General features: G+C 62.3%; 22 protein-coding genes and 3 pseudogenes. 16 read left to right on the plus strand and 9 right to left on the minus strand.

Features of this window, described 5'->3' with window-relative positions; translation table 11 throughout:
• Positions 1-150: 150 nt before the first annotated feature.
• Positions 151-1,191, minus strand: a complete 1,041-nt coding sequence (locus tag MKK04_RS11225; protein ID WP_241106600.1) for an alpha/beta hydrolase family protein — start codon at positions 1,189-1,191, stop codon at positions 151-153.
• A gap of 188 nt (positions 1,192-1,379) precedes the next feature.
• On the opposite strand from MKK04_RS11225, the pseudogene MKK04_RS11230 reads away from it, so the two are divergent.
• Positions 1,380-1,711 (plus strand): annotated as a pseudogene (locus MKK04_RS11230) (aldehyde dehydrogenase); the annotation flags it as partial.
• 54 nt (positions 1,712-1,765) lie between these two features.
• Here the strand turns inward: MKK04_RS11230 and MKK04_RS11235 are convergent.
• Entirely contained in the window at positions 1,766-2,677 is a 912-nt protein-coding gene (locus MKK04_RS11235) for a LysR family transcriptional regulator (protein ID WP_233694225.1), read from the minus strand.
• A gap of 93 nt (positions 2,678-2,770) precedes the next feature.
• Here MKK04_RS11235 and MKK04_RS11240 point away from each other — a divergent pair, with 93 nt between their 5' ends.
• From MKK04_RS11240 to aroE, 5 genes are read left to right on the plus strand one after another with little or no spacing between them, the layout of a single operon-like run.
• Positions 2,771-3,718 carry a ketopantoate reductase family protein gene (locus tag MKK04_RS11240; protein ID WP_241106601.1) on the plus strand — a complete coding sequence of 316 codons (948 nt, stop codon included), beginning with the start codon at positions 2,771-2,773 and terminating at the stop codon, positions 3,716-3,718.
• Positions 3,715-4,113, plus strand: coding sequence for a VOC family protein (locus MKK04_RS11245; RefSeq protein WP_241106602.1), 399 nt, complete (start codon positions 3,715-3,717; stop codon positions 4,111-4,113). Before MKK04_RS11240 ends, MKK04_RS11245 begins: the two co-directional genes overlap by 4 nt.
• Positions 4,110-4,565 carry a MaoC family dehydratase gene (locus MKK04_RS11250; RefSeq protein WP_063913500.1) on the plus strand — a complete coding sequence of 152 codons (456 nt, stop codon included), beginning with the start codon at positions 4,110-4,112 and terminating at the stop codon, positions 4,563-4,565. Before MKK04_RS11245 ends, MKK04_RS11250 begins: the two co-directional genes overlap by 4 nt.
• Entirely contained in the window at positions 4,562-5,794 is a 1,233-nt protein-coding gene (locus MKK04_RS11255; protein WP_063913499.1) for a CaiB/BaiF CoA transferase family protein, read from the plus strand. The genes MKK04_RS11250 and MKK04_RS11255 overlap by 4 nt, the downstream gene beginning before the upstream one ends.
• Positions 5,791-6,609: a shikimate dehydrogenase gene (gene aroE, locus MKK04_RS11260; protein WP_241106603.1), complete on the plus strand. Its 819-nt coding sequence runs from the start codon at positions 5,791-5,793 to the stop codon at positions 6,607-6,609. Before MKK04_RS11255 ends, aroE begins: the two co-directional genes overlap by 4 nt.
• Positions 6,610-6,662: 53 nt before the next feature.
• On the opposite strand, the gene MKK04_RS11265 is transcribed toward aroE, so the two are convergent.
• The 4 genes from MKK04_RS11265 to MKK04_RS11280 are packed head-to-tail and all read right to left on the minus strand — an operon-like array spanning position 6,663 to position 10,563.
• Positions 6,663-7,382 carry a proteasome-type protease gene (locus MKK04_RS11265; RefSeq protein ID WP_063913497.1) on the minus strand — a complete coding sequence of 240 codons (720 nt, stop codon included), beginning with the start codon at positions 7,380-7,382 and terminating at the stop codon, positions 6,663-6,665.
• Between the two features lie 41 nt (positions 7,383-7,423).
• Positions 7,424-8,203 (minus strand): transglutaminase family protein, encoded by a 780-nt coding sequence (locus MKK04_RS11270; protein WP_063913496.1) that lies wholly within the window; start codon positions 8,201-8,203, stop codon positions 7,424-7,426.
• On the minus strand, positions 8,200-9,150 hold the full coding sequence (locus MKK04_RS11275) for an alpha-E domain-containing protein (RefSeq protein ID WP_063913495.1): 951 nt from the start codon (positions 9,148-9,150) through the stop codon (positions 8,200-8,202). The genes MKK04_RS11270 and MKK04_RS11275 overlap by 4 nt, the downstream gene beginning before the upstream one ends.
• Before the next feature lie 3 nt (positions 9,151-9,153).
• Positions 9,154-10,563: a circularly permuted type 2 ATP-grasp protein gene (locus MKK04_RS11280; protein ID WP_207830170.1), complete on the minus strand. Its 1,410-nt coding sequence runs from the start codon at positions 10,561-10,563 to the stop codon at positions 9,154-9,156.
• Between the two features lie 418 nt (positions 10,564-10,981).
• Here MKK04_RS11280 and MKK04_RS11285 point away from each other — a divergent pair, with 418 nt between their 5' ends.
• The 7 genes and pseudogenes from MKK04_RS11285 to MKK04_RS26665 all read left to right on the plus strand — a co-directional run.
• A complete protein-coding gene (locus tag MKK04_RS11285) occupies positions 10,982-11,923 on the plus strand; it encodes a chromate resistance protein ChrB domain-containing protein (RefSeq protein ID WP_207830634.1) in 942 nt (313 codons plus the stop codon).
• Complete coding sequence (gene chrA, locus MKK04_RS11290) at positions 11,916-13,286, plus strand: chromate efflux transporter (RefSeq protein WP_233687464.1); 1,371 nt, start codon at positions 11,916-11,918, stop codon at positions 13,284-13,286. The genes MKK04_RS11285 and chrA overlap by 8 nt, the downstream gene beginning before the upstream one ends.
• A 177-nt stretch (positions 13,287-13,463) precedes the next feature.
• On the plus strand, positions 13,464-14,918 hold the full coding sequence (locus MKK04_RS11295) for a TrkH family potassium uptake protein (RefSeq protein WP_241106604.1): 1,455 nt from the start codon (positions 13,464-13,466) through the stop codon (positions 14,916-14,918).
• Between the two features lie 378 nt (positions 14,919-15,296).
• Positions 15,297-17,351 carry an ATP-binding cassette domain-containing protein gene (locus MKK04_RS11300; RefSeq protein ID WP_241106801.1) on the plus strand — a complete coding sequence of 685 codons (2,055 nt, stop codon included), beginning with the start codon at positions 15,297-15,299 and terminating at the stop codon, positions 17,349-17,351.
• A gap of 9 nt (positions 17,352-17,360) precedes the next feature.
• A complete protein-coding gene (locus MKK04_RS11305) occupies positions 17,361-18,407 on the plus strand; it encodes an ABC transporter substrate-binding protein (RefSeq protein WP_207830164.1) in 1,047 nt (348 codons plus the stop codon).
• Positions 18,404-19,327 (plus strand): homocysteine S-methyltransferase family protein, encoded by a 924-nt coding sequence (locus MKK04_RS11310; RefSeq protein ID WP_233694222.1) that lies wholly within the window; start codon positions 18,404-18,406, stop codon positions 19,325-19,327. The genes MKK04_RS11305 and MKK04_RS11310 overlap by 4 nt, the downstream gene beginning before the upstream one ends.
• Positions 19,328-19,410: 83 nt before the next feature.
• Positions 19,411-19,566: pseudogene (locus MKK04_RS26665) on the plus strand (ATP-binding cassette domain-containing protein); the annotation flags it as partial.
• A gap of 243 nt (positions 19,567-19,809) precedes the next feature.
• Here MKK04_RS26665 and MKK04_RS11320 read toward each other — a convergent pair.
• Positions 19,810-21,048 (minus strand): SfnB family sulfur acquisition oxidoreductase, encoded by a 1,239-nt coding sequence (locus MKK04_RS11320; protein ID WP_233687463.1) that lies wholly within the window; start codon positions 21,046-21,048, stop codon positions 19,810-19,812.
• A 115-nt stretch (positions 21,049-21,163) separates the two neighbouring features.
• Positions 21,164-22,402, minus strand: a complete 1,239-nt coding sequence (locus MKK04_RS11325; RefSeq protein WP_207830156.1) for an acyl-CoA dehydrogenase family protein — start codon at positions 22,400-22,402, stop codon at positions 21,164-21,166.
• 339 nt (positions 22,403-22,741) lie between these two features.
• On the opposite strand from MKK04_RS11325, the gene sfnS reads away from it, so the two are divergent.
• The 3 genes and pseudogenes from sfnS to MKK04_RS11340 all read left to right on the plus strand — a co-directional run.
• Positions 22,742-23,302 carry an NADH-dependent FMN reductase SfnF gene (sfnS, locus tag MKK04_RS11330; RefSeq protein ID WP_241106605.1) on the plus strand — a complete coding sequence of 187 codons (561 nt, stop codon included), beginning with the start codon at positions 22,742-22,744 and terminating at the stop codon, positions 23,300-23,302.
• Positions 23,303-23,333: 31 nt separating this feature from the next.
• A complete protein-coding gene (sfnG, locus tag MKK04_RS11335) occupies positions 23,334-24,425 on the plus strand; it encodes a dimethylsulfone monooxygenase SfnG (protein WP_207830149.1) in 1,092 nt (363 codons plus the stop codon).
• A gap of 35 nt (positions 24,426-24,460) precedes the next feature.
• Positions 24,461-24,603 (plus strand): annotated as a pseudogene (locus tag MKK04_RS11340) (branched-chain amino acid ABC transporter permease); the annotation flags it as partial.
• A gap of 256 nt (positions 24,604-24,859) precedes the next feature.
• On the opposite strand, the gene acuI reads toward MKK04_RS11340, so the two are convergent.
• On the minus strand, positions 24,860-25,858 hold the full coding sequence (gene acuI, locus MKK04_RS11345; protein ID WP_233694221.1) for an acrylyl-CoA reductase (NADPH): 999 nt from the start codon (positions 25,856-25,858) through the stop codon (positions 24,860-24,862).
• Positions 25,859-25,904 lie beyond the last annotated feature (46 nt).

The raw sequence follows: 25,904 nt of genomic DNA on the forward strand, positions 1-25,904 counted from the left end.
ACGCAGTGAGCCAGAGATATCTAGCAACTGCTTGCGCATCTGTGGATGCCTGATTGATCCGTGCAAGGTGTGTACGCTGGCTGCTTACTCTTTAGCAACCCATTCGAGATATTCATCTGACATTCCTACCATCAACGGAATCAGCGCTTGTCAGTGGCGAAAGGATTGTTCCAGAAACTCGGTAATCAGCGAGGCAATCTGCGCCTGTATCAGCGCGCGCGGTCGTGCGTTAACGCCGTCCTGGCAAATGATGCCATCGCCAGGTGCATCTTCTTCAAGCAATGCCGTGGCGCCAGGTTTGCACATGGACAGGAAGCTGAAGTGGCTGGCGTCCTCGATCTCGACATAACGAGTCGTCGCCGGAGGCAAACGCTTGGCCAGGGCGGCGGATTCCAGCTGTGCAGGGAGATCTTCAGACGCTGCGCCCGCCGCGATCACCAGAGTCGGTACTGGCAACGCCATCAGGCTTTCATCGGTCAGGCCGCGTGAAAGGCCCAGATCCAGGGTAACAATGGCAGTGACACGTTTGTCGCGCAGATCGCTGCCCAGTCGAGCTTTCGAAGCCGGTGCGCGATCGGGATTGATCTGCTTGTAAACGCTGCAACTGGATAGCTTGGGACGGGTGATGCAGTCCTGGACGAAACGCTTGGGATCGAAACGGGCACCCGCGATTTCCAGCGCGGTCCAGCCACCCAGTGAATGGCCAGCCACTGCGATCTGACGCTTGGCTACCCGTCCAAACTGATCCGGCTGGGCCATGACTGCATCGATGGCCCGTTGCAAGTCGATGGGGCGCTGCCACAACTGTGCCGCGGCTTCAGTGCGGCGATCGTGGGTGGTGGTGCCAGGGTGGTTGACTGCCGCCACGATGTAGCCCTGGTGAGCCAGTGCACTGGCTAACCATGACTGGTTCCCCCAGTTGCCGCGAAAGCCGTGGGAAAGTACCACCAATGGAAGTGCACCTGTGGCCGGGGGCGCATCGCGGACGCCGAGGGCACCGGCGAATACCTGGGTCTCAGCGATCAATTGTGGTGTAGCGGTGGTTGTGCTCGGGTACCAGACTGCCAGCTCCAGCGGGCGGCCATTTTGCGCGCCCGGCAACGTCGAGACCTGGAAGCCGATGGTCTTGTAGCCTGCGAATGCGGATATGTTCAGGCAGACATAGAGCAAGAAGCCGAATACTGTTTTCATTGGCTTATCTTCCTTGATGAGGCCAGCGTCGGTTGGGTGCGACCTGATGTGCGGAAAACATATCAGCCATCGCGCCCGCGCGCGCAATCATTTTGAATCGCTTTTGATTTCACAGGCACTGAACGACCGCTTTTGGCCGATAGCTGTCCTCCACGAGCGGCAGCTATGGATCGAAAGCGGCCTCCGCGTCCCTGGTTGCCTCAACCAAGGCCACCGCTGGCATCGACGCCGTGGGTGTGTTCGTGCCAGAAGATCCGGGGGCGAAGAACGACCTGGCGAAGCAGGGCAAGATGGCCTTCGATTTCGGTGCGTTCTGGTTCAAGGGCCAATCCATCCGCACGGGCCAGGCGAACGTGAAGCCTGCAACCGCCGCCTGGCGCAGCTCATTCATCACGGGCGCACCACGCCTTCCCGGATCATTTCCCATCGTTTGACGCTTGCTGAAGGCCCCGACGCCTACAAGCACTTTGATGCGCGGGATGATGGCTGGACGAAGGTGGTGCTCAAGCCTGCTGCTTGATCCGTATACCGATGCCTCCAGGGAAGGAAGCTTGGCGAGGGACGCGTTCGTCTTCTAACCACACCCTGTCTGAAACAATGCCCGAACCACCTCCCTCATCCAGCGATTCCCGCTGTCCTGCTGGTACCGTGCGTGCCAGTGCTGCTTGACCGTGAAGCCCTCCACTGGAAACGGGCAATCGTGCACCTGCAAACCATGCATGTCGGCAAGGGTCTGTCCGATGTGCCGTGGCAGCGTCGCCACCAGGTCGGTCGACCCGACGATCATCCCCAAGCCCAGAAACGCTGGCAGCTCCAGTATGATCCTGCGTTCGATGCCGGCCCGCGCCAGGCCAGCCTCCAGCAGCTTCTGCCCGGTCCCGGCACTGATCTGTACATGCCCCTCGCCCTGGTAATGCGCCACGCTCATGCCTTTACCCAAACGAGGGTGTTGTGGGTTGCTCAGGCAGACCCAGTCCTGCTCGAACAACACCTGTTGATACATCCCCGCGCCCAGCCAAGGCACAAAGCCGATGGCCAGGTCCGCCTCACCCGACTCCAGCGCACTTTCGGTATTGCCATCGATGCGCGCCGCCTCCAGGCGAATACCGGGCGCGTGGGTACGCAGGTGGTTGAGGATGCTGGGCAGCAGGGTGATATGGCTGGCATCACTGACGCACAGGCGAAAGCGCCGTTGCGCCGTGGCCGGAACGAATTGCGGCTCCCAGGCGGTCAGGCGCCGCAGCGACTCCAGCACCTCGCGGCATGGCCCGATCAACTGGTCTGCGCGCGGGGTAGGGGCCATGCCCCCTGGCGTGCGTACGAACAGCGGGTCGTTCAACTCTTCACGCAAGCGCCCCAGCCAGATGCTCACAGTAGGTTGGCTCTGGCCGAGCTGTTCAGCGCTACGGGTCACGCTGCGGCACTGGTACAGCACATCGAACAGCTGCAGCAGCTTGGGGTCAGGCAAGGCGTCGAGCGCGCTCATTATTGCGAATCTCAATAGGCATATTAAGCCCATTGTATAGCCGAAATAAGCCTCGCTGCATAAGGTAGTCGCAAACAACAGGAGGTCTGCGACGTGAAAATCTGCATTCTGGGTGCCGGCGCCCTGGGTTGCGCCATAGGCGCGGCCTTGAGCGAGGCGGGGCATGAAACCTGGCTGTTGAACCGTGGCCGCGCACATGTCGAGGCGATGAACCTGCACGGGCTGCGGGTGCAGGACGAACGCGGCGAGCGGCAGGTGCGGGTCAATGCGGCCTGCGACGCCGAAGACGTGGGTGTGGCCGACCTGGTGGTGGTGCTGGTCAAATCGTTCCACACCCGCGAGGCGATTGACGGTGCCGGGGCGCTGATCGGGCCGCAGACGCTGGTGCTGTCACTGCAGAATGGCCTTGGCCATGAAGACATCCTGGCCGAAGCGGTGGGGCGTGAGCGGGTGCTGGCCGGCAAGACCTACGTCGGCGGCGTATTGCTGGCGCCGGGTTCGATCCGAGCCGGTGTAGCAGGCAAGCAGACTTTCATCGGCGAACTCGACGGCAAGCTGACGCCCCGTGTGCAGGCCATTGCCGAGGTCTTCAACAGCGCCGGGCTCGCGACCACGGTCAGCGACAACATCCTTGGCACCATGTGGGACAAGCTGCTGGTCAACGTCGCGACGGGCGCGCTCAGCGCTATCACCAGGCTCGGTTATGGCCAGCTCTACAGCGAGCCGCTGCTGGAAAGCACCGCCAAGGCAGCGGTGGCTGAAGCCATCGCCGTCGCTGGGCAAGCAGGCATCCACCTGAGCCTCACCAGCCCGGATGCTGCCTGGCGGCTGGCCGCCGAAGGCCTGCCGGCAAGCTTCCGTACCTCGATGCTACAGAGCCTGGAGAAGGGCTCGGTCACCGAGATCGATTTCATCAACGGCTCCGTCGTGCGCTGGGGCCAGCGCCACGGCGTGGCGACGCCGGTCAACGCGACCCTGGTGGCCTGCATCAAGGGTATCGAACGCGCAATGACCGATCAGCAGAAGGGGAGTCATCCATGAGTCAGCCGAAAGCCTACCTGGAACACGTTGCGTTCTGGGTGCGGGACATCCAGTGGCACATCCGCTTTTTCAGCGAGGTGTGCGGCATGACCATGCGCGAGATACAGGGTGACGTCGAGCAGCCGGCGCAGTACTGGACCCTCGGTGGCCTGCAGTTCATCCACCAGCCGGACTTTGCCGGCCCGGAAGGGCGCATGGCGCACCTGGGCATCATGTGCGAGGACCTTGAAGCTGTCCTGGCCGCTGCACAGCGTTTCGGCGTCAGCGAAATGCCCCAGGGCCGCAACTGGCTGCGCCTGCCGGACGGCCTGGCGGTGGAGTTCATTCAGGCATTGCCGGCGAAGTGTGTCGCCCAGGCATTGGCCATCGACCCGCGTGCGGAGGTGAAGGCATGAGCGTGGTGGAAAAATACTGGGACGATGCCCGCGAAGGCGATGAATGCATCAGCCCCACCTACACCGTGACCCGCGAACGCATTCTGGCCTATGCCGACCTCACCGGTGACCACACCCCGGTGCATGTCGACGAGGCGTACGCCAACGCGAGTCACTTCGGCTGCCTGGTTGCCCATGGCCTGTTCGGGCTGTCGATCGCCGACGGCCTGAAGACCCAGTGCGAATACCGCTTTGTGCCGGGCATGTCGCTGGGCTGGACCTGGGACTTCGTGCTGCCGATCAAGGTCAACGATGTGCTGCACGTGCGCATGCGCGTGGGGGCGATGCGCCCGAGCAACAGCCGACCGGGCTGGGGCATCGTGGTCTTGCCGTCGGAACTGATCAACCAGCACGGCGAAGTCGTGCAGCGTGGCGAGCACCGGCTGATGGTGCCCAGGAGAGTGCAGGCATGAGCCAGGCATTGCCATTGGCGGGTATCCGCGTCATCGATTACAGCCACTTCCTGGCCGGGCCCTATGTGGGCCGCTGCCTGGCAGCACTGGGCGCCGAGGTGATCAAGGTCGAACGGCCGGGCAGCGGCGATGCCGGCCGCCAGCATGCATTCACCCTGGATGAGCAGCAGAGCGGTTACTTCCTGCAGCTGAACATGGGCAAGCAGGGCGTCAGCGTGAACATGAAGGACCCGCGTGGCAAAGCGTTCATGCAACGCCTGACCGACTCGGCCGATGTGTTCATCGAAAACTATCGCCCCGGCGCCCTGGACAAACTGGGCCTGGGCTATGCCGAGCTGTCGGCGCGCAACCCGCGACTGGTGTACTGCTCCATCTCCGCGTACGGCCACACCGGGCCGGATGCCCACCGCGCCGGTTTCGGGCTGATTGCCGAGGCCAAGAGCGGGATCATGCAGATGGTCGGCGTGCCGGGCGAAGCGCCGCCGTTGCTGCGCATTTCCCTGGGCGACATGTACACCGGCATCCATGCCGTGGCGGCGATCAATGCGGCGCTACTGGGCCGGGTGAGCAGTGGTCGTGGCCAGCACATCGACATGGCCCTGTACGACACGCTGGTGTCGATGCATGAATACGCGGTGCAGTGCTACACCTTGTCCGACGGCACCGTCCTGCCTGAGCAGACCGGCCATGACATGCCGACCTCCACCCTGTACGGCGTGTTTCGCGCCGCCGATGGCGACCTGGTGATCGCCGCCCAGGTCGACGACGCCTGGAAGCGCTTTGCCGCGATGCTCGAGGCCAACGGTGGCCCGCCCGGGTTCGGCAGCGACAGCCGCTACCACAGCCTCAATGGCCGCAACGCCCATCGCCAGGCGATCCTGGCCGTGGTGCGTGACTGGGTCGGCGCACGGCGGGTAGCCGATATCCTGCAATTGCTCGATGGCATCGACATTCCCAGCGCCAAGGTGCAGCGCATCGACGAGGTCGTGGCTGACCCGCAGATCCAGGCGCGCAACATGGTCATCGAGCAGCAGCACCCGCGCTACGGTACCTTGCGCCTGCCCAACCTGCCGTTCCGCTTTTCCGACTGCGACACCACGATCCACCAGGTGGCCCCGGACCTCGGCCAGCACAATGCCGAAGTAGCCGCCGGGCTTGGCTTCAGCCCTGAAGAAATCACCGCCATGCAAGCTGACGGTGTGCTGTTCACCCACGGAGATGCCCGATGAGCGACCGCTATGCAGTGATCGGCCGACCGATCAACCACACCAAGTCCCCGTTGATTCATGGCCTGTTCGCCCAGGCCACTGGCCAGTGCCTGGAGTACGGCGCCATCGAGGGCGAACTCGAGGGCTTCGAGGCCCAGGTACTGCAGTTTCGCGATGATGGCGGGTTGGGCATGAACATCACCGCGCCGTTCAAGTTGCGTGCCTTCGAGCTGGCCGACCAGCGCAGCGAGGCCGCCCAGCTGGCGCGGGCGGCCAATGCACTGAAGTTCGAGGATGGCCGTATCGTTGCCGAGAACTTCGACGGCATTGGCTTGTTGCGGGATATCGAGGAAAACCTCGGTGAACCGCTGGGCAATCGACGGGTACTGTTGCTCGGCGCCGGTGGCGCGGTGCGTGGTGCGTTGCTGCCGTTCCTGCAGGCGGGGCCGAGCGAACTGGTGCTCGCCAACCGCGACATGGCCAAGGCGCTCACACTGCGCAACGAGCTGGATCACCCAAGGCTGCGCATCAGCCGTTATGAGGAACTGGAAGGACAGTCCTTTGACATCGTGGTCAACGCCACGTCCGCGAGCCTCACCGGTGAGCTGCCGCCGCTGCCTGAGGGTGTGCTGGGCGACACGCGGCTGGCTTACGAGCTGGCGTATGGCAAAGGCCTGACGCCGTTCCTGCGCATGGCCCAGGCGCAGGGTGTGGCGCGACTGGCCGATGGTGTCGGCATGCTGGTCGAGCAGGCGGCGGAGGCGTTCGCCTGGTGGCGCGGGGTGCGGCCAGAAACCTGCACCGTCATTAATCGCCTGACTATTCCGCTGGAGTAGGACCAAGACCACTGTGGGAACGGGCATGCCCGCTCCCACAGTGGCCCTGCCAATCAGTACGGCGGCGGTGGCAGTTCGGCCAACAGTCTTTTGAGCCCGTCGCTCCACTGCCTGCGTATCTGCTCGTAATAGGCATCGTCGCTGGCGATACGCTGGCGTTTCGGTGTTTCCAGGCTGTCCTTGTGATATACCAACAGGTCCAACGGCATACCCACCGACAGGTTGCTGCGAATGGTCGAGTCGAACGAGATCAGGCCACAGCGCAACGCTTCATCGAGAGGCATCTGGTAGCCGAGGTTACGGTCCAGAATCGGCCGCCCATACTTGCTTTCGCCCAGTTGCAGGAACGGGGTGTCCGGCGTGGCCTGGAAGAAATTGCCCTGCGCATAGACGTTGTAGATGCCCATGGCGCCGCCGGCAATCTGGCCGCCGACGATGAACGAACTGCTCAGGTCGATTCCGGCCGACAGCTTGCTGCGATCACGGCCGACCACTTCGCGCAGGGTGTCGGCAACCAGTACCGTCGCATCGTAGAGCGTGGCAACGTTCAGCAGGTGGGGGCCGGGGCCCCGGGTGCGTTGCTGCAGCAGGTTCACCACCGACTGCGAGGTCGCCAGGTTGCCAGCGGTCTGCAGCACGATCAGGCGTTCCCCCGGCACGCCGAACACGAACAACTTGGCAAAGCTGGCGATCTGGTCGATGCCCGCATTGGTGCGTGAGTCGCTGATGAAGACAAGCCCGTCCGCCAGGTGCATGGCGACACAATAGGTCATGCTGTTTCCCTTGTTTTCTTTATGAACGGGTGCAGCGCCTGTCACTGGCGATGCACATGCACGCTGGCCTGCATCGATTCGGCGCCACCTCCGCGGCGCACGCCCCTGACCGGGCAGGCATCGAGGTAGTCCAGGCCCACTGCCAGCTTCAGGTGACGCTCTGGCCGGGTAAGGCGATTGGTGATGTCGAAGCTGTACCAGGCGTCATCGACCCAGGCTTCGGCCCAGGCATGGCTGGCCAGGTGCTGCTCGTCTTCGGTGCACAGGTAACCGGAGACGTAGCGTGCCGGAATACCCAGGCTACGTGCGCAGGCGAGGAATGCATGGGTGTGGTCCTGGCAGACCCCGGCAGCGCCGCCGAAGGCTTCGATGGCGGTGGTGCCCACCGACGTGGCCCCGGGACTGTATGGCATGTGCTCGGCCAGGGCTTGCATCAGCCCGACCAGCGCCGCCCGGTCGCGGTGTTCGCCACAGTGTCGCTTGGCGAAGGCCTTGAGTGCGTCATCGGCCTGGGTCAGGTGGCTGCCGCGCAGGAATGGCAGGGGAGAATGTTCGCCGGCCTCCTGCTCGCGCTCCGGGTCGATCTCCACCTGGCCGCTGGCGGTCAGCGCCAGGTGACCGTGGGGTTTGTCCAGGGTCAGTACATGCAGGATGTTGCCATACGGGTCGATCTGGCCGTTGACCTTGCAGGGCAGGTCCAGTTGCCATTCATTGATGCGCTGGCGCTCGCTGCTGCGGGGTGTCAGGCGCAGGAACTGGATGCTGTTGCAGACATCGCTTGCGTAGCTGTACGTAGTGTCGTGGCGAATGGACAGTTTCATACGACCTCCAGATAGGAGTGATGGACCGCCTGGCCCAGTTGGTTGATGCGTCCGATGAAGTCGCTCAGCCACGGGTGCAACCCCGCTTCGAGGATTTCGTCGATCGCGGTGTAGCGCAGACGAGCGTTGAGTTCGGCGGCCATGCGCTGGGCGGCGCGCCCGGTGCTGCCCGGCAGGCAGGCAAGGATCTGGTCCAGTTCCTCGATACAGGCATGCAGCGAGCGGGGCACGTCGACCCGCAGCAATAGCAGCTCCGATACCGGCCGTGCACTGGGCGCGGCGCGATAGAGTTCGTTGAAGGCTTCGTAGGAGGTTAGCGCGCGCAGCAAGGCGCTCCATTGGTAGTAGCCGCGGGCAGAGTCATCGCTGACCTCTTCAGAGGCCTCGCCGAACATTTCATAGCGTGCATCGAGCAGGCGCAGGGTGTTGTCGGCTCGCTCCAGGAAGGTCCCCAGGCGGATGAAACTGTATGCGTCGTTGCGCATGATGGTGCCTGAGGTTGCACCGCGGAACAGATGCGAGCGTTCCTTGACCCAGTCGCAGAACTGGCTGATGCCGTAACGGCCAAGGCCATTGCTGGCAATGTTGCGCATCTCGATCCAGGTAGCGTTGATGTTCTCCCACATGTCGGCGGTGATGCGGCCACGCACTGCGTGGGCATTGGTCCTGGCCGCCTGCAGGCAGCAATAGATGCTGCTGGGGTTGGTCGCGTCGAGGGCGAAGAAGTGCAGCATGCGCTCGGTGTCGAGTTCGGTGTGCCGGCGGCGGTAGTCGTCCAGCGTTCCGGATGCCAGCAGCGACATGGCCAGCTCGGCATGGCCGTCACTGCGCCCGGCCTGGGGCATCAGTGATAGCGAATAGCTGACCTCGAGCATGCGCGCAAGGTTCTCCGCACGCTCCAGGTAGCGCGACATCCAGTACAGGTCGGAAGCAGTTCTCGAAAGCATGGTTCAGTCCTCCACCACCCAGGTGTCCTTGGTACCGCCGCCCTGCGACGAGTTGACTACCAGCGAGCCCTCCTGAAGTGCCACGCGGGTCAGGCCGCCTGGCACCAGTCGGGTTTCACTGCCAGACAGCACGAACGGGCGCAGGTCGATGTGGCGCGGTGCGATGCCGCTGTCGACAAAGGTCGGGCAGGTGGACAGGCACAGGGTAGGTTGGGCGATGTAGGCATGCGGGCGGGCCTTGATGCGGGCGCGGAAGTCTTCGATCTGTGCGCTGGTTGCCGCTGGCCCGACCAACATGCCATAGCCACCGGAACCCTGCGTCTCCTTGACCACCAGGTCGGGCAGGTTGGCCAGGACATGGGACAGGTCTGCAGGCCTGCGGCACTGCCAGGTAGGGACGTTGTTCAGCACCGGTTCTTCACCCAGATAGAAGCGGATCATGTCGTCGACATACGGGTAGATCGACTTGTCATCTGCCACACCGGTGCCCACCGCGTTGGCCAGCACCACGTTGCCGGCGCGATATACCGAGATCAGCCCCGGCACGCCCAGCATCGAGTCAGGGTTGAACGACAGCGGGTCGAGGTAATCGTCGTCCAGGCGGCGATAGATCACGTCCACCTGCTGCGGACCGGCGGTGGTACGCATGTAGACATGCTCGTCACGGATGAACAGGTCCGCGCCCTCGACCAGTTCGATACCCATTTCCCGAGCCAGGAAGGCGTGCTCGAAATAGGCACTGTTGAAGCGGCCAGGTGTGAGCAGCACGGCGGTGGGGTTGTCCAGTGGGCTGGCGCTCTTGAGCGTGTCCAGCAGCAGGTTGGGGTAGTGGTCGATCGGGGCGATGCGCTGTGCGGCGAACAGCTCGGGGAACAGTCGCATCATCATCTTGCGGTCTTCGAGCATGTAGCTGACCCCGCTGGGGGTGCGCAGGTTGTCCTCCAGCACGAAGTAGCTGCCATCACCATCGCGGACCAGGTCGACGCCGGCGATATGGGCATAGAGCCCACGGTGCAGCCCCAGGCCCTGCATGGCGATCTGGTAGCCTTCATTGGCCAGCACTTGCTCCGGCGGGATGATGCCGGCTTTGAGGATGCGCTGGTCGTGGTAGATGTCCTGCAGGAACAGGTTCAGGGCGTGCACCCGCTGGATACAGCCGCGCTCGACCATGCGCCATTCGCTGGCGCGAATGCTGCGCGGGATGATGTCAAAGGGGATCAGGCGCTCGGTGTCTTGCTTGTCACCGTACAAGGTGAAGGTGATACCGGCGCGGTGAAACAGCAGGTCGGCTTCGCGTCGGCGTTGCTCCAGCAACTCCAATGGGGTGTTTGCCAACCAGCGAGCGAACTCCTGGTAATGCGGGCGGCAACTTCCGTTCGTTTCGTACATTTCATTGAAAAATGCCCGGGACATACCCACTCCTTGCCGCCGTTGCCGGCAGCTTCATTGCGGTTCATCTACATATTCGGGTGCGGCCTTGCTGGGGTCGGTGGGTGCTGTGTCTGCGGTGAGCCTCGAATCCAATCAATTGCTGGTGCGTCGTGCACGCAAGGGCCGTTGCAATGAAGGTGCCGAAAGCCCGGCACAGCTGCGAAATGGCAAGAAGCGAGCGGTAACACATTGAAACCGCGAGATTTTATTGCTGCATTCAATGACTGCGCAGCGCGCAGCCGTAGCGGAGCGGCCCGAGGGACCGCCGACAGGTGTGCCTCAAAAAAAGGCACGTCATGCACCGAGCTTCAGCTTTTGGCCCGAATTGGAGCGCGCCTGTTGATTTTCCGTAGTTCTGGATTAATGTAGCGAATTAAACAATTTATGTTGAATGAGCTACATAATGGATTGGTTGCTACTGATTCTCGGATTGCCGACGGCCAATGCCACAGAGCGAATGCGTGCCTGGAGAGCCCTGAAGGCCTCTGGAGCCGCAGTGTTGAGGGATGGTGTTTACCTGCTGCCCGAGCAACGCTCGGGTCGGGAGGTTTTCGAAGCCGTCGAGCGAGACGTACTGGCCATCAACGGCACGGCATTTCTCCTGTCGCTGCCGGAGCGTGAAGAGCGCTTCAGCAAGCTGTTCGACAGGAGCGATGAGTACGCCAGACTGATGGCAGAAATCGCAGGCTGCAGGGCTGAACTGGCGCCGGACAATGCGCTGCAGACAGCACGGCAGGTGCGCAAGCTCAGGAAGGCCTTCGGCCAGTTGGCAGCGATCGATTTTTTCCCGGGCGTGCCCAGGGCACAAGCCGACTCGGCGCTGCAGGAGCTTGAAGCCGCGATTAGCCGCGCACTGTCTTGCGATGAGCCGAGTGCGCACGATCAGGTTATCACCCGACTGGAACGTATCGACTACCAGGGCCGCTGCTGGGCAACCCGTAGGCGTCCCTGGGTGGATCGGCTGGCATGTGCCTGGTTGATACGTCGCTTCATCGATGCTGACGCCCGATTCATCTGGTTGGGCAGCCCTGACGACTGCCCGAGCGATGCGCTCGGTTTCGACTTCGACGGTGCAACGTTCAGCCATGTCGGAGAGCGTGTGTCCTTCGAAACCCTCATCGAAAGTTTTGCCATTCAGCAGCCAGGCCTGTCTCGGTTGGCCGCCGTCGTGCATTACCTGGATGTTGGTGGAAGCCAGCCCTCAGAGGCGCCTGGCATCGAGCGCGTCCTCGCGGGCTTGAGAGAAAGCATTGGCGACGATGATCAACTGACAACGGTCGCCGGGGGCATCTTCGACGGCCTGCTGACGGCTTTCGCAAGTGAGGAAAACCCAAATGGTTGAAACCACCTCCGCAGTAAACGAACAGCCTCCATCGCAAGCTGCTCGCAAGCCGATTGGCTTGTTTGAAGCGTTTCTGTTCTGGCTCAAGCTGGGCTTTATCAGCTTTGGCGGACCTGCCGGGCAGATCTCGATCATGCACGAGGAGTTGGTTGAGCGGCGGCGATGGATCAGCGAGAAGCGATTCCTGCACGCACTGAACTACTGCATGGTGTTGCCAGGCCCTGAGGCACAGCAGCTAGCCACCTACATCGGTTGGCTCATGCACCGCTCCTGGGGTGGGGTGATTGCCGGCGTACTGTTCGTGTTGCCCTCACTGTTCATCCTGATTGGCTTGTCCTGGGTCTACATTGCCTTTGGCGAGGTCCCGGTGGTGGCCGGGATCTTCTATGGCATCAAGCCTGCAGTCACGGCGATCGTCGTTCACGCGGCTCACCGGATTGGCTCGCGCGCGCTGAAGAACGGCTGGCTGTGGGCCATGGCCGCAGCGTCGTTCGTGGCTATCTTCGCTCTCAACGTGCCTTTCCCGCTGATCGTGCTGGTCGCCGGTATCATCGGTTATGTAGGCGGCCGGTTCGCGCCCGGCAAATTCGTGATTGGTGGCGGTCATGGCGCTGCCAATAGCAGTTACGGCCCGGCGCTGATCGACGACGACACACCAACGCCTGAGCATGCGCGTTTTCGGGTGGGGCATTTGCTGCGCCTGGTACTGATCGGCGCGGTACTCTGGGCCTTGCCCATGGGGCTGCTGACACTGGCGTTTGGCTGGGCCGGCACCCTGACGCAAATGGGCTGGTTCTTCACCAAGGCCGCACTTTTGACCTTTGGTGGCGCTTACGCCGTACTGCCCTATGTCTACCAGGGCGCCGTCGCGCACTACGGCTGGCTGTCACCTACCCAGATGATCGATGGTCTCGCCTTGGGGGAAACCACGCCAGGGCCGTTGATCATGGTGGTTGCCTTCGTCGGCTTTGTCGGTGGTTATGTGCATCCAGTGTTTGGCGCGGAGCACCCGTTCCTGGCCGGTGCGGTCGCGGCGAGCCTGGTCACCTGGTTCACCTTCCTGCCGTCCTTTCTCTTCATCCTGATCGGTGGCCCGTTGGTGGAGTCGACCCACAATGAGATGAAGTTCACTGCGCCACTGACTGGCATCACGGCTGCGGTCGTGGGGGTGATCCTCAACCTGGCCCTGTTCTTCGGCTATCACGTGCTCTGGCCAAAGGGTTTCGGCGGGGCGTTCGACTGGCCTTCGGCGCTGATCGCTATTGCTGCTGCAGTGGCCCTGTTCCGCTTCAAGCGTGGCGTGATCCAGGTACTGGTTGCCTGTGCTCTGGCCGGCCTGGCAGCCCACATGCTGCGTGGTTGATGCCTGTTGCCGGCCGACGTCGTCGGCTGGCTTCCACCTACATTCAGGTAGTGCACGACAGCGGCCAACCGGGACAGGCCGGGTTTCTGGATGCTCGTAAAAGTTTTACGCAGAATTTACAGAGGCTTTGGGACGTGCATCCGATACTGCACGGTGCTAATTTGGAGCGCTATTGTGATGTCCCTCGCAGCAATTCGGCTTATCGGCTTCATTTTAGGTATCTTTTTGATCACGCTGGCCGTAAGCATGGCCATTCCCATGATCACACTGGTGGTCTATGAGCGTAGCGACGATCTCTCGGCTTTCCTCGGGTCGAGTTTGATTACCTTTATCTGTGGTCTTCTCTTGATCGTGCGGGGGCGCCCGGACACTGGCCAACTTCGACCGCGGGACATGTACCTGCTGACTACAGGAAGCTGGGTAGTGGTGTGCACCTTCGCAGCGTTGCCGATGGTGTTCATCAGCGATATTAGTTACACCGACGCATTCTTTGAAACAATGTCTGGCATCACAACTACTGGTTCGACTGTACTCACCGGTCTGGATAGCTCATCTCCGGGATTGCTGATCTGGCGCTCAATGCTGCATTGGTTGGGCGGCATCGGATTTATCGGCATGGCTGTGGCGATCCTTCCACTGTTGCGAGTCGGTGGCATGCGTCTGTTCCAGACAGAGTCCTCGGATTGGTCGGAGAAAGTCACACCGCGCTCCCATGTGGCAGCCAAGTACATTCTTTTGCTCTATGTGGGGCTGACGAGCATTGGAGCTCTGTCGCTCTGGCTCGCTGGAATGACGCCATTTGAAGCGGTCAATCACGCAATGTCGTTGATCTCTACCGGGGGGTTCTCGACTTCGGACGCGTCCCTTGGGCATTGGACGCAACCCGCGATTCACTGGTTGGCAGTGGTCATCATGATTCTGGGCAGCCTGCCATTCACCTTGTACGTCGCGGCATTGCGAGGCAACTGGCGTGCGCTGATCAAGGATCATCAGGTACGCGGCTTTATTGCATTCTTGCTCGTCACATCGCTGGCCGTGGGCACCTGGCTGTATGTTCACAGCGATTACGCATGGTGGGATGCGTTTCGTATCGTGGCAGTTAATGTGACCTCGGTCGTCACGACCACCGGAATTGCAGTTGGCGACTACACCTTGTGGGGCAGCTTCGCTGTCTTGCTGTTTTTCTATTTGACCTTCGTCGGTGGCTGTTCTGGTTCAACGGCAGGCGGTCTTAAAATCTTCCGTTTTCAGGTGGCTGCTGCTCTACTGGTCAGCAGCTTGAAGCAGTTGATCCATCCTCGAGCCGTGATTCAGAAAAAGTACAACGGCCATCCCATCGACGAAGAGATCGTCCGCTCGCTTTTGACCTTCTCTTTTTTCTTCACCATCACGATTGCCGCCATTGCATTGGGCCTGGCTCTCATTGGGCTTGATTGGACCACCGCGTTGAGTGGTGCTGCTACGGCAGTGTGTAACGTTGGGCCGGGACTTGGCACAGTCATTGGGCCGGCAGGTAACTTCTCATCTCTACCGGATGCCGCCAAGTGGCTACTCACCGTTGGAATGCTTCTAGGCAGGTTGGAAATCCTGACTGTTTTGGTACTCGTAACGCCGGTTTTCTGGAGGTATTGACCGGCGAGTCCAAGGCTGAGCCAAGCTGCATGAGGGACGAAAATTAGCTTGTCGATATTTGACCAAGGGCGGGTTGCTGTCGTTTTGATGGTTTATACAGGGTCGTAGGCTGCCGGTCGTGAATGACCGTATTCATCCCTTCGCCTTGGATAACGGGCTCCCTTCTTGCTGTTGCCCATCCAACAGCCGCCGTACAGTGATGCTGCTACCGCAGCATGCCGCTCCCGCTAAATAAGCAGGCACGCCTGGAAATACGTGGGGTCTGGCTGATTGGCATGGAGTCTGCTCAGTCGCTCTGGAATCTTGTGAACTCCAGGGGGCGACGTGATCGCTGATGAATACCCACTGATTGCCGGTGACCCAGTGAAAGCCACTGCGCTGGCCGGCTCAGGTGGACGAAATATTGCCTTTGCCTCGGCATCGATCGCCGATATCGCGCTGGAATTCCGCGTGGTGACCAAACGCTACGAGAGCCGCAGGTCAGGCTCTAGTAGCGCGGTTGAGCAAGTGAGCCTCGCGGTGCGGCGTGGCGAGGTGCTTTGCCTGATGGGTACATCCGGCAGCGGCAAATCGACCTTGCTGCGCCACGTCAACCGGTTGATAGAACCAAGCAGCGGCGATGTGCTTATCGATGGCGAGCTGCTGAGCGACCTGACGTTGCCCGCGCTGCGCCAGCTGCGTTCGCAGCGCATCGGCATGGTGTTCCAGCACTTCGGATTGTTGCCGCATCGCAGCGTACGCGACAACGTTGCCTTGCCTCTGGAGCTGCGAGGTGAGCCGGAAAGTGCGCGGCACGCAGCGGCGCAACGGCAACTGCAGGCGGTGGGGCTGGCAGAGTGGGGCGAGCATTTCCCCCACGAGTTGTCTGGCGGCATGCAGCAACGCGTCGGGCTTGCCCGGGCGCTGGTCACCGACCCTGACATCCTGCTGATGGACGAACCATTCAGCGCGCTGGACCCGACCATTCGCCGCGACCTGCAGGGTCGCTTCCTGCAACTGGTGCGTGAACGCGGTATCACGACGCTGCTGGTGACCCACGATCCGGGTGAAGCGTTGCGTCTGGCCGACCGTATCGCCGTGCTGCGCGCCGGGCGACTGATTCAGGTCGGCACCCCCGGTGAACTGCTTGAACAACCGGCGGACGAGGGCGTGGCGGATTTCTTCGACGAGCGGCCGCATATCGGTCCCACCGCTGCGTCGCCTGGCGACGAGGTGCTCGGCGCGTCGCCGCCGGCCGCTTTGCAAGCGCCTGCGAAAAACAGCTGGCTTCGCCAAGGCCTGTTGGGCCCGGCAGCGCTGGCTGCCGCAGGACGAAGTAGCCTGTTCTGGCTGGCGCTGCTGGTGGAGTTGACGGCCCTCGCCGGGTTCGCTGGCGCGTGGCGCGAGGGGGCCGGATGGATGCTGGCCATCGCACTGGCAGCACTTCTGGTCAACCGCACCGCCTGCGTTTGGCTGAGCCTGCGCGGTCACGACCGTGACTCCCATGGCGCGGGATTGCCCCTGGTGCTGCTGCTGGCGAGCCAGGCACTGACACTATGGCGCGCCCTGACGCCTGATGCTGCCGGCGCACTGCTGCAGTTTCCCTCCGACCGCGACAGCATGCTTGCGGTAGCTGGTGCCATCGACCGGTTGATCAGCTGGTCTCAGTTGACCTTCGAGAGCGCCTTCGTCGGGGTGATCGTCGCTGTGCGTACTGTCATCGAAGGCGTTGAAGGCGCGCTGGGCTGGATTCCGTGGCCGGTGCCGGCGCTGGCCCTGATCTACCTGGCCTGGCGTTCCGCCGGCGCGACCCTGGCCCTTACCAGTGCGTTGGCCCTGGGCTACATCGGCCTGTTCGGTTTCTGGGAACGCACGGTCTCTACCGTCGCGCTGGTCGGCTCATCGGTGCTGCTGTCGCTGCTGATCGGTATTCCTACCGGCATCTTGCTGGCCAAGCGGCCGCTGGCGCGGCGCGTGATCACGCCGCTGCTCGATGTCATGCAAACCTTGCCGACCTTCGTCTACCTGATTCCGGCGGTAGCCTTTTTCTCCGTCGGCAAAACACCGGCGGTGATCGCCACGGTGATCTTCGCCCTGGCGCCGATGATCCGCCTCACCGCCCTGGGTATTCAGGAGGTGCCCAAGGCCGCAGTAGAGGCCGCAGTCGCCCACGGCGCGACGCCCTGGCAGACGCTCACCCGGGTCGAGTTGCCGCTGGCTTCCGGCTCCCTGTTGCTAGGGGTGAACCAGACCATCGTGATGAGCCTGTCCATGGTCGTCGTGGCAGCGTTGATCGGCGCCGGTGGCCTCGGCTACGACGTCATGACCGCCCTGCGCAACATCAAGGGTGGGGAGGGCGTCCTCGCCGGCATCGCCATTGTTTTCTGTGCCTTGGTGCCCGACCGGATCATCCAGGCATCCCTTCGCAAACGTCATCGTCCCACTCAGGAGTAAACCCCCTACATGGCCAGATTCCTTTCCCGCGCACTCGCTGGTGTCACGTTGCTGGGTGCGCTAGTGCCGACCGCGGCAATCTTCGCCAAGGACAAGATCGTCATCGGCGAGCAGAACTGGACCGGCGCCATCGCCATCCAGTACATCCTCGGTAACGTCATCACCAGCCGGCTTGACGGCGATGTGTCCTACCTGGCCGGTGACCTGCCGGTACTGTTCGCAGCCGCCGCCAAGGGCGACGGTTCGGTGGATGTGCTCACCGACATCTGGCTGCCGAACCAGTCCGCCGCCTGGGCCAGATACGTCACCGGCGGCACCCGTTCGCTGGTTCCCAACAAGCAGCCCTACGTTGGTGTACAAGGTTTTTATATTCCCGGCTATATACAGGACAAGTACGGGGTGAAGTCGGTTTACGACCTCAAGAGGCCTGAGGTCGCCGAGCTGTTCGCGCCGCCAGGGGGCGGCAAGTCTCAGCTGTTGGTCGGGCCGGCGGGTTGGGAGTCGACCTATATCGGTCAGATCAAGGCCAAGGACTTTGGCTTCGACGGCAACTTCGAGTCTGTCTCCACCGAAGCCTCGGTGACCTACGCCAAGCTCGACGCTGCCTACAAAGCTGAGCGCGGCGTGATCTTCTACGCCTATACGCCGGACTGGATCTTCTCTGCCTATGACCTGCGCCGTCTCGATGAGCCACCGTTCGATGGCTATGCCCAGGACAACAAGAAGGGCGATCCCCTGTACAAGGCTGACGGCTGCTGGAAGTTCATCAGTCCGACCGTCGATGCCGACTGGCTGAACAAGAGCAGCGTCACCTGCGCTTATCCTGACGCGAAGGTGCACATTCTCGCCTCTTCGGCGCTGCAGCAGCGTGCGCCCCGGATCGCCGCATTCCTGGAAAACGTGAGCATCGATCCGGCATCCCTTAACGAGCTGATCCTCAAGATCGAGCGCGAGAAGCAGCCGGCAGACGCCGCGGCCAAGGCCTGGGTCGCCGCCAACCAGGCGACCGTCGATCACTGGTTGAGTGCCGCTGGCACCAAGGTGGCAGCGCAATGACTCAGAATGCCTGGACCCTGCTTGATGGCGGGATGGGGCGAGAGCTCAAGCGTATCGGCGCACCGTTCCGGCAGCCGGAATGGTCGGCCCTGGCGCTGCTCGAAGCACCTGAATACGTAGCGCAGGTACATCGCGCGTTCATTGCGGCCGGCGCCAGCGTGATCACCACCAACAGTTATGCGGTGGTGCCGTTTCATATTGGCGAGGAACGCTTTGCCCGCTCCGGCCGGGCCCTGGCCGGGCTTTCCGGGCAGCTTGCCCGTGGTGCCGCCGACGAGGCAGTCGCCCAGGTGCGGGTTGCCGGTTCACTGCCCCCCGCGCTAGGGTCGTATCGGCCGGACCTCTTCGACCCGGTCCGCTCCCAGGCCATCCACCGTGAACTGATCTCCGGCCTGGCGCCGTATGTGGATTTCTGGCTGGCGGAAACCCAGAGCTCCCTGGCCGAAGCCCGCGCCGTGCATGCCGCGCTGGACGGTGAGTGCAAGCCGCTCTGGCTATCCTTCACGCTGCTCGATCCCGACACGGAGCAGTCGCAGCCTTTGCTGCGCTCGGGCGAAAGCGTGGAGCAGGCAGTTCTCCTGGCCCTTGAGCTGGGTGCCAGCGCCTTGCTGTTCAACTGCAGTCAGCCGGAAAGTATGGGCGCCGCGCTCCACAGTGCCCGGCAGGTGCTGAAGAAGCAGGCCCGCGAGTTGCCACTCGGTGTGTATGCCAATGCCTTTCCTCCAGTGCGTGAAGACGCCCAGGCCAACGACACTCTGCTCGATATCCGCGCCGACCTTGGGCCTGAAGCCTACCTGCAGTGGGCGCAGCAGTGGGTCGAGGAGGGGGCTACCATCGTGGGTGGTTGCTGTGGCATTGGTCCGGAACATATCGCCCAGCTCAATCATCACCTGCAGGCGCACGAGGAGATCCCCGACTAGCTGGTGTCGGTGTCGTCACGCTGTCAGACCGCGATGATCAACGGCGGCCAGGTTGAGGGGCGGCACGTTGCACGGGCCAGTCGCTGCTTGCGGTAAACGACATAGAAGTGATTTACAACGGCGCGATTCTCTCCGTGGCCGGGGTTTCACTGCAGGGTGGCGATATCGTCGCGCTGCTAGGCGCCAACGGCGCCGGCAAGAGCACCACGCTGAAGGCGATCTCCGGTCTGGTACAGGCCGTGGCCGTATCCACTTCCTGCGCCATGCCAGTTATGCCTGCATCCTGGAGAACGGCCGGGTGGTAGGTGAGGGAGCGGCCGCCGAGCGGATTGCACGGGAAGACATCCGGCATTTCTACCTGGGCGGCAAGGCCGGCTGATGGGGCGGCGGCATCTGCAACCGCCTTGCATCATCCAGCACTGATGCTTGTTTAATGCTCCGGGAACCCCCTGGCCGAATCCTGCGCCCGGCCAGGGCTGCGCTCAGCTCCAGGGATGGCGCGGCGGCTTGATGCCGTTGAGCAGGTAGTTGCCGATGAGGTGGTATTTCCAGCGTACGGGGTCGTGCAGAGTATGCACGCGGGCATTACGCCAGTGACGGTCAAGGGAGTATTCCTCCAGGGTCGAGCGGGTGCCTGCCAACTCGAACAAGCGATTGCTGGCAAGGATGGCCACCTCGGTCGTGAGCACCTTGGCTTCGGCCGTGCGGATGGAGGCCTCGGCCACGCTCTCTTCACTGGGTTCGCGTATTGCCAGGTCGATGGCATCTGCCGCCAGATCCAGCACGGCCTCGGCGGCGCGCAGGCGAATCTGCAGGTCGCCGAGTTGCTGGAGGATGTAAGGGTCATCGGTGGCTTTCTCCAGTCCCGAATCGATCCAGGGACGAGTGTGTCGGCGCACATAATCCAGGGTGTCGGCCAGCGCTTCTCGTGCCAACCCCGCATCGATGGCCGCCTGGATGAACTGCGAGATCGCTCCGCCAGCGGTGGGGCGGTCGAAGGCCTGCCAGATTGGTACCACTTGGCTGGCCTGCACCCGCACCTGCTCGATCAGCACCGTGCCGCTTGCCGTGGTGCGCTGGCCGAAGCTGGACCAGTCGTTGATCACCTTGAGCCCTTCGGTTTCCCGTGGCACCACGGCCAGATGCGGGCGCCCCTGCTCGTCCACGCTGACGATGGGAATCCAGTGTGCCACCAGGGCGCCGGTGGAGAAGAATTTCTGCCCGTTGACTACGTAGTCGTCGCCATCGCGTGTGATCCTGGTCTGGAGGTCCGCGACGTGCTTGCCATTGCGTTCGGAGAAGGCGTTGCCGAAGCGTGCTCCGGACAGGGCAAGGTCGAAGAAGAAGCGCTTCTGCGCGTCGCTGGCGTCGAAGCCGATGTGCGCGAGGATGACGAAGTGATTCTGCGGTAACTGGCCGAGTGAGCCGTCGGCTGCCGAGATGATCTTGAACACCTCGCCGACGGTGCGGTAGCTGGCTCCCAGGCCCCCATAAGCCTGAGGCACGGTGATGCTCCAGAGGCCGCTTTGCGAGTAGGCCTCCAGCTCCGCCAGGGGCAGGCGGCGTTCGCGATCACGGGCGGCAGCCTCGCGGCGGAAGTCCTGAGCCAGGGCGTGCGCCGCCTCGATGGCTTCGCGCTCACTGCCAAAGCGGTGGGCTGGTTTGCTGGATGGGTGCAGCACGATGCTTTCATCTCGCTGCTGCAGGTGGGGTTCGCTCATCAAAGGGCTCCTTTAGAAACGGTCGTTGAGCTTGATGTCCTGGATGAAAAGTTACGCCGACCCGCGAGTGTGGCTCGGGGGTGGGCGTGATCGCAGGGGGATTGGAATGGCGGCTTCAGCGCTGCTTGGCACCACCGCCGATCTGCCAGACGTAGGGCGGCTCGGTGCCATTGACGTGCCAGTCGCCGATGATGCGTTCCTTGTAGATCACAGGGTTGTGCACGGCAGCGGTGCGCGCGTTGCGCCAGTGGCGGTCAAGTTGCTTGGTGGTACTGGTGCTGGAGGCGCCCAGGGTGTTGAACAGGTCGCTGGTGGCACGCAGCACCAGCTCCACGGCCGCCACCTGCGCCTGGGCTGACTCCAGTTCGGCGGCAATATTGGCCTGGCGCTCGGCGGCCTCGTCATGGCCGAAGCGAGCCAGGTAGGCTTGCTGCGCAGCCTCGGTGGCGCGCAGGGTGCCAGCCTCTGCGGCGTAGACCAGCGCGCAGGCCTTGCCGATGACCTGCAACACCTGCGGATCCTGGCTTACCGCTGGTGCATTGCCATGGCTGAACACGCGCGTGCGTTTGCGGGTTTCCTGGCTGAAGTCGCGCAGGGCGGCGCGACCCGAACCGACGATGACGGCGAGCAGTACCAGTTGGTAGAAGGCGGTCTGGTACTTGAAGCGGGTGGCGAAGTCGATGATGTTCTCTTCCTCGACCTCTGCGTTCTCGAACACCGAGGTGCCACTGCCTGTCGTGCGTTGGCCGAAGCCGTCCCAGTCATCGCTCTGGGTGATGCCTGGCTGTCGGGTGCGGATCGCCGCGATCACATCACCACCGGTGTCGTCGCGGCGGGCGAACAGGTCGATCCAGTCGGAGAAGAGGCTGCCGGTGCTGTAGTACTTGGTTCCGTTGACCACCCATTTGTCGCCTTTGCGCGAGACACGGGTGATGACATCGCCAATCTTCACCGAACCCACTTCCGTCCAGGCGCAACCCACCAGATCACCTTCGACGAAGCGTTTGAACCAGACGTCCTGCGCTGCACTGGCGTGGGCATTGAGACGGTCTTCGACGAAAGCGAAGTGCCCGCGCAATGCCTGCGGCACGTTGGAGTCGGCTTCGGCCAGTTCGATCAGCAGTTGGAACAGTTGCGGCAACGAGGCGCCAGCGCCGCCATGTTCGACGGGAACACGCACGGCGCCAAAGCCGGCCTCCTTGAGCCAGCGGATGGGCTCGAAAGGCAGGCTGCGGGTGCGCTCCCGCTCCACGCTACCTTCGGCGATGCGCGCAAAGATTGGCCGGAAGCGGGCGGCAAGGGTTTCGTAGTCGGTTCCGATGGACAGTTGAGGCAGGTGGGCTTGAGCGGTCATTGCAGTTCTCCTCGATGGGTGCGGTTGCGCACCATCGCTCCTTCGCAAACTCCGTGCCCTTTAAGAAAGTGCTTTTAAATCAAATGCTTGATCATCTTTCGTTGACGCGCGGGCTGTGTCGCTGGCAACAGCCTGTCGCAGGGCTGTTGCCAGGCGGTCATTCGGCGCCTCAGGCCCTGCTGTTGGCTTGCAGTCAGTGATTCAACAGCCTGCTTGTGCCGGAGCAGCAATGGCTGTTGAGTGGTTTGGCCAACGCATTGATTTTGAACGCTTTATTGGTTTGGCACGGTAGCTGCTCAAGAGCTTCTGGACGAAGCCGCGAGGGCAGGAGGGATGTGCATGAACACAAGCGTCATCAGGGTCGTGGTGGTATCGGGCAGCCTGCGCGCGCCATCACGTACTCATGGGTTGCTGCAGGCGCTGGTGGAGAAGCTGCAGGCAAGGTTGTCGAACCTTGACGTGCATTGGGTGCGCATCGCCGAGCTTTGCAGCGCCTTGTCCGGCTCGCTTGAGCGCGATACCGCCTCCGCCGATTTACAGCTTCACTTGCAGGCCATTGAGCAGACCGACCTGTTGTTGGTCGGCAGTCCGGTTTACCGCGCCTCCTACACGGGTTTGTTCAAGCACCTGTTCGATCTGGTAGACCACCAGTCGCTCAGAGGGGTCCCGGTAGTGCTGGCGGCCACCGGTGGCAGCGAGCGCCACGCCCTGATGATCGATCACCAGTTACGCCCCCTGTTCGCCTTCTTCCAGGCGCACACCCTGCCGTATGGCTTGTACGCCAGCGTCGAGGCCTTCGACCAGCACCATCTGGTCGAGCCCGCGCAGTTCGAACGCATCGAACGGGTGCTCGACACCGTCAGCGCGTTCTTCCAGATCCCGGTCGCCAGTGCGGCCTGACTTCATTTCCCCCGGCAACAGGAGCATCGCCATGAGCCAACCAATCAAATTCGCCTACTGGGTCCCCAATGTCAGCGGCGGCCTCGTCGTCAGCAAGATTGAGCAGCGCACCAGCTGGGACATCGACTACAACCGCAAGCTGGCACAGATCGCCGAGCGTTCCGGGTTCGAGTACGCGCTGTCGCAGATCCGTTTTACTGCCGGCTACGGCGCCGACAACCAGCACGAGTCGGTGACCATCAGCCATGCGCTGCTGGCAGCCACCGAGAAGCTCAAGGTCATCGCCGCAATCCTGCCCGGCCCGTGGTCGCCCGCGCTGGCGGCCAAGCAACTGGCGACCATTGACCAGTTCACCGGCGGACGCATTGCCGTCAATGTGGTGTCAGGCTGGTTCAAAGGCGAGTTTCGCGCCATCGGCGAGCCTTGGCTGGAACATGACGAGCGCTACCGTCGCTCCGAGGAGTTCATCCGTGCCCTCAAGGGTATCTGGACCCAGGACAACTTCAGCTTCCACGGTGACTTCTACCGTTTCAACGACTACACCCTCAAGCCCAAGCCGCTGCAACGGCCGCATCCGGAGATTTTCCAGGGCGGCAGCTCGCGGGCTGCGCGTGACATGGCATCCAGGGTCTCGGACTGGTATTTCACTAACGGCAACAGCGTTGAGGGTATCAAGGCACAGGTCGATGACATCCGTGCCAAGGCCGCAGCCAACGGGCACGCGGTGAAGATCGGGGTAAACGCTTTCGTCATTGCCCGTGACACCGAGGAAGAAGCCCGTGCGGTATTGGCAGAAATCATCGCCAAGGCCGACCCGGAGGCGGTTAACGGCTTCGGCAGCGAAGTGAAGAACGCTGGGGCGGCCAGCCCGGAAGGCGAGGGCAACTGGGCAAAGTCCACCTTCGAGGACTTGGTGCAGTACAACGATGGGTTCAAGACCAACCTGATCGGCACCCCACGGCAGATCGCCGAGCGCATCGTCGCGCTCAAGGCCATCGGCGTCGACCTGATTCTCTCCGGCTTCCTGCATTTCCAGGAAGAGGTCGAGTACTTCGGCAGACACGTACTGCCGCTGGTGCGCGAACTGGAGCAGGAAAGGCGCGCAGCCGTGGCCGTGGCCTGAGGCCCGTCGCCATGCATGGGGAACGTACAGACAACCTGCCCAAGGTGTGGGTGGTGGTTTGGGCTGTCGCTGGCTTCGTCGGGCTGGTCGCCGGCTGCTCTGGGGCGCACGCCTGGGCGTGCAGTGTTACCTCTCGCTGGTGGTGCTCAAAGCCCTGCCGGTGTTGATCATCGGCGGCCGCGCTGAGGAAGCTCGGTTTAGGTTGACTGACTTCCTCAGGGCGTAAAGCGGACGCTTGTGATGGGCAGTATTCAGGGAAGAAATGGTTGTGCTCCGCATGACGCAGCCGTCAGTTGGAGAAAAGTGATGACCATCACTCTCCGAACAGAGCTATATCCAGGCCTGCCACCATCACTAGCGCCCCGCCCAGTTTGATGGCAGACACCGGTCTTTCAACTGCACCCAACAGTCCAGAGTCTACCTCACGGTTGGCGTCAACGATCGGCGGCTTGGCCGTTCACGTCCACAATCAACCGGCCACGGATCTTCCCGTCCATCAGTTCAGAGGCGGCGGCAATCGCGCTCTCAAGGCGAATTTCTTTGCTCATCAACGATAGTGCGTCGAGGTTCAGCTGATCGGACAGCCTTTCCCAAGCCTCGACTCGTCGCTCGAATGGCTGAGTAACGCTGTTGATGCCGAGCAGGCTGACCCCTCGAAGAATGAAAGGTGCAACGGTTGCCGGGAAATCCATTCCCTGGGCCAATCCGCACGCAGCTACCAAGCCTTCAGACATTGTGCTTGCGCACGCATTGGCCAGCGTATGGCTGCCGACCGAGTCGATAACGGCCGCCCATTTTTCTTTTGCTAATGGACGCCCCGGGGCAGAAAGCTCGGCCCGATCGATGATGGTCGTTGCGCCCAGGCTTTTCAGGTAGGCGGCTTCGCTAGTTTTTCCGGTTGCGGCAGTGACGGTATACCCGGCACCGGCCAGAAGGCTGATGGCGAAACTACCGACGCCGCCTGTGGCGCCTGTGACCAACACCGGCCCATCGGAGGGTTTCAATCCATGGCGCTCCAAGGCCATCAGGCATAGCATGGCGGTGTATCCAGCGGTGCCGATGGCCATGGTTTGCCGTTCGTCCAGGCGCTCTGGGTGAGGGATCAGCCAATCGCCGTTCAATCTCGCCTTTTGCGCAAGCCCGCCCCAATGGCTTTCACCCACCCCCCAACCATTGAGCAACACGCGATCGCCTGGCTGGTATCGAGGGTCGTCACTCGCTTCGACAGTGCCCGCGAGGTCGATGCCCGGCACCATCGGAAATTGACGAACAACCGGCCCCTTGCCGGTGATTGCGAGCGCATCCTTGTAGTTCAAGGTGCTGTAGGCCACCTTCACCGTCACGTTCCCGGTGGGTAGCTGGTCATCCTGCAACTCGGTGACTCGGGACGAATACTTGTCTTCCAGCTTTTCGATCAGAATGGCTTTGAACATGCTTTATCCTCATTTAGACCGTTTGTCTTTAAATTGCCCCAGAGAA

The sequence above is a fragment of the Pseudomonas sp. LS.1a genome, from assembly GCF_022533585.1.
In the GTDB taxonomy this organism is placed as follows: domain Bacteria; phylum Pseudomonadota; class Gammaproteobacteria; order Pseudomonadales; family Pseudomonadaceae; genus Aquipseudomonas.

What these genes read in the sequence shown, in the direction of transcription:
- MKK04_RS11225 (WP_241106600.1), bottom strand. Translation starts at nt 1,191, where the DNA reads ATGAAAACAGTATTCGGCTTCTTGCTCTATGTCTGCCTGAACATATCC.
- MKK04_RS11235 (WP_233694225.1), bottom strand. Translation starts at nt 2,677, where the DNA reads ATGAGCGCGCTCGACGCCTTGCCTGACCCCAAGCTGCTGCAGCTGTTC.
- MKK04_RS11245 (WP_241106602.1), top strand. Translation starts at nt 3,715, where the DNA reads ATGAGTCAGCCGAAAGCCTACCTGGAACACGTTGCGTTCTGGGTGCGG.
- MKK04_RS11250 (WP_063913500.1), top strand. Translation starts at nt 4,110, where the DNA reads ATGAGCGTGGTGGAAAAATACTGGGACGATGCCCGCGAAGGCGATGAA.
- MKK04_RS11255 (WP_063913499.1), top strand. Translation starts at nt 4,562, where the DNA reads ATGAGCCAGGCATTGCCATTGGCGGGTATCCGCGTCATCGATTACAGC.
- aroE (WP_241106603.1), top strand. Translation starts at nt 5,791, where the DNA reads ATGAGCGACCGCTATGCAGTGATCGGCCGACCGATCAACCACACCAAG.
- MKK04_RS11265 (WP_063913497.1), bottom strand. Translation starts at nt 7,382, where the DNA reads ATGACCTATTGTGTCGCCATGCACCTGGCGGACGGGCTTGTCTTCATC.
- MKK04_RS11270 (WP_063913496.1), bottom strand. Translation starts at nt 8,203, where the DNA reads ATGAAACTGTCCATTCGCCACGACACTACGTACAGCTACGCAAGCGAT.
- MKK04_RS11275 (WP_063913495.1), bottom strand. Translation starts at nt 9,150, where the DNA reads ATGCTTTCGAGAACTGCTTCCGACCTGTACTGGATGTCGCGCTACCTG.
- MKK04_RS11280 (WP_207830170.1), bottom strand. Translation starts at nt 10,563, where the DNA reads ATGTCCCGGGCATTTTTCAATGAAATGTACGAAACGAACGGAAGTTGC.
- chrA (WP_233687464.1), top strand. Translation starts at nt 11,916, where the DNA reads ATGGTTGAAACCACCTCCGCAGTAAACGAACAGCCTCCATCGCAAGCT.
- MKK04_RS11295 (WP_241106604.1), top strand. Translation starts at nt 13,464, where the DNA reads ATGTCCCTCGCAGCAATTCGGCTTATCGGCTTCATTTTAGGTATCTTT.
- MKK04_RS11305 (WP_207830164.1), top strand. Translation starts at nt 17,361, where the DNA reads ATGGCCAGATTCCTTTCCCGCGCACTCGCTGGTGTCACGTTGCTGGGT.
- MKK04_RS11310 (WP_233694222.1), top strand. Translation starts at nt 18,404, where the DNA reads ATGACTCAGAATGCCTGGACCCTGCTTGATGGCGGGATGGGGCGAGAG.
- MKK04_RS11320 (WP_233687463.1), bottom strand. Translation starts at nt 21,048, where the DNA reads ATGAGCGAACCCCACCTGCAGCAGCGAGATGAAAGCATCGTGCTGCAC.
- MKK04_RS11325 (WP_207830156.1), bottom strand. Translation starts at nt 22,402, where the DNA reads ATGACCGCTCAAGCCCACCTGCCTCAACTGTCCATCGGAACCGACTAC.
- sfnS (WP_241106605.1), top strand. Translation starts at nt 22,742, where the DNA reads ATGAACACAAGCGTCATCAGGGTCGTGGTGGTATCGGGCAGCCTGCGC.
- sfnG (WP_207830149.1), top strand. Translation starts at nt 23,334, where the DNA reads ATGAGCCAACCAATCAAATTCGCCTACTGGGTCCCCAATGTCAGCGGC.
- acuI (WP_233694221.1), bottom strand. Translation starts at nt 25,858, where the DNA reads ATGTTCAAAGCCATTCTGATCGAAAAGCTGGAAGACAAGTATTCGTCC.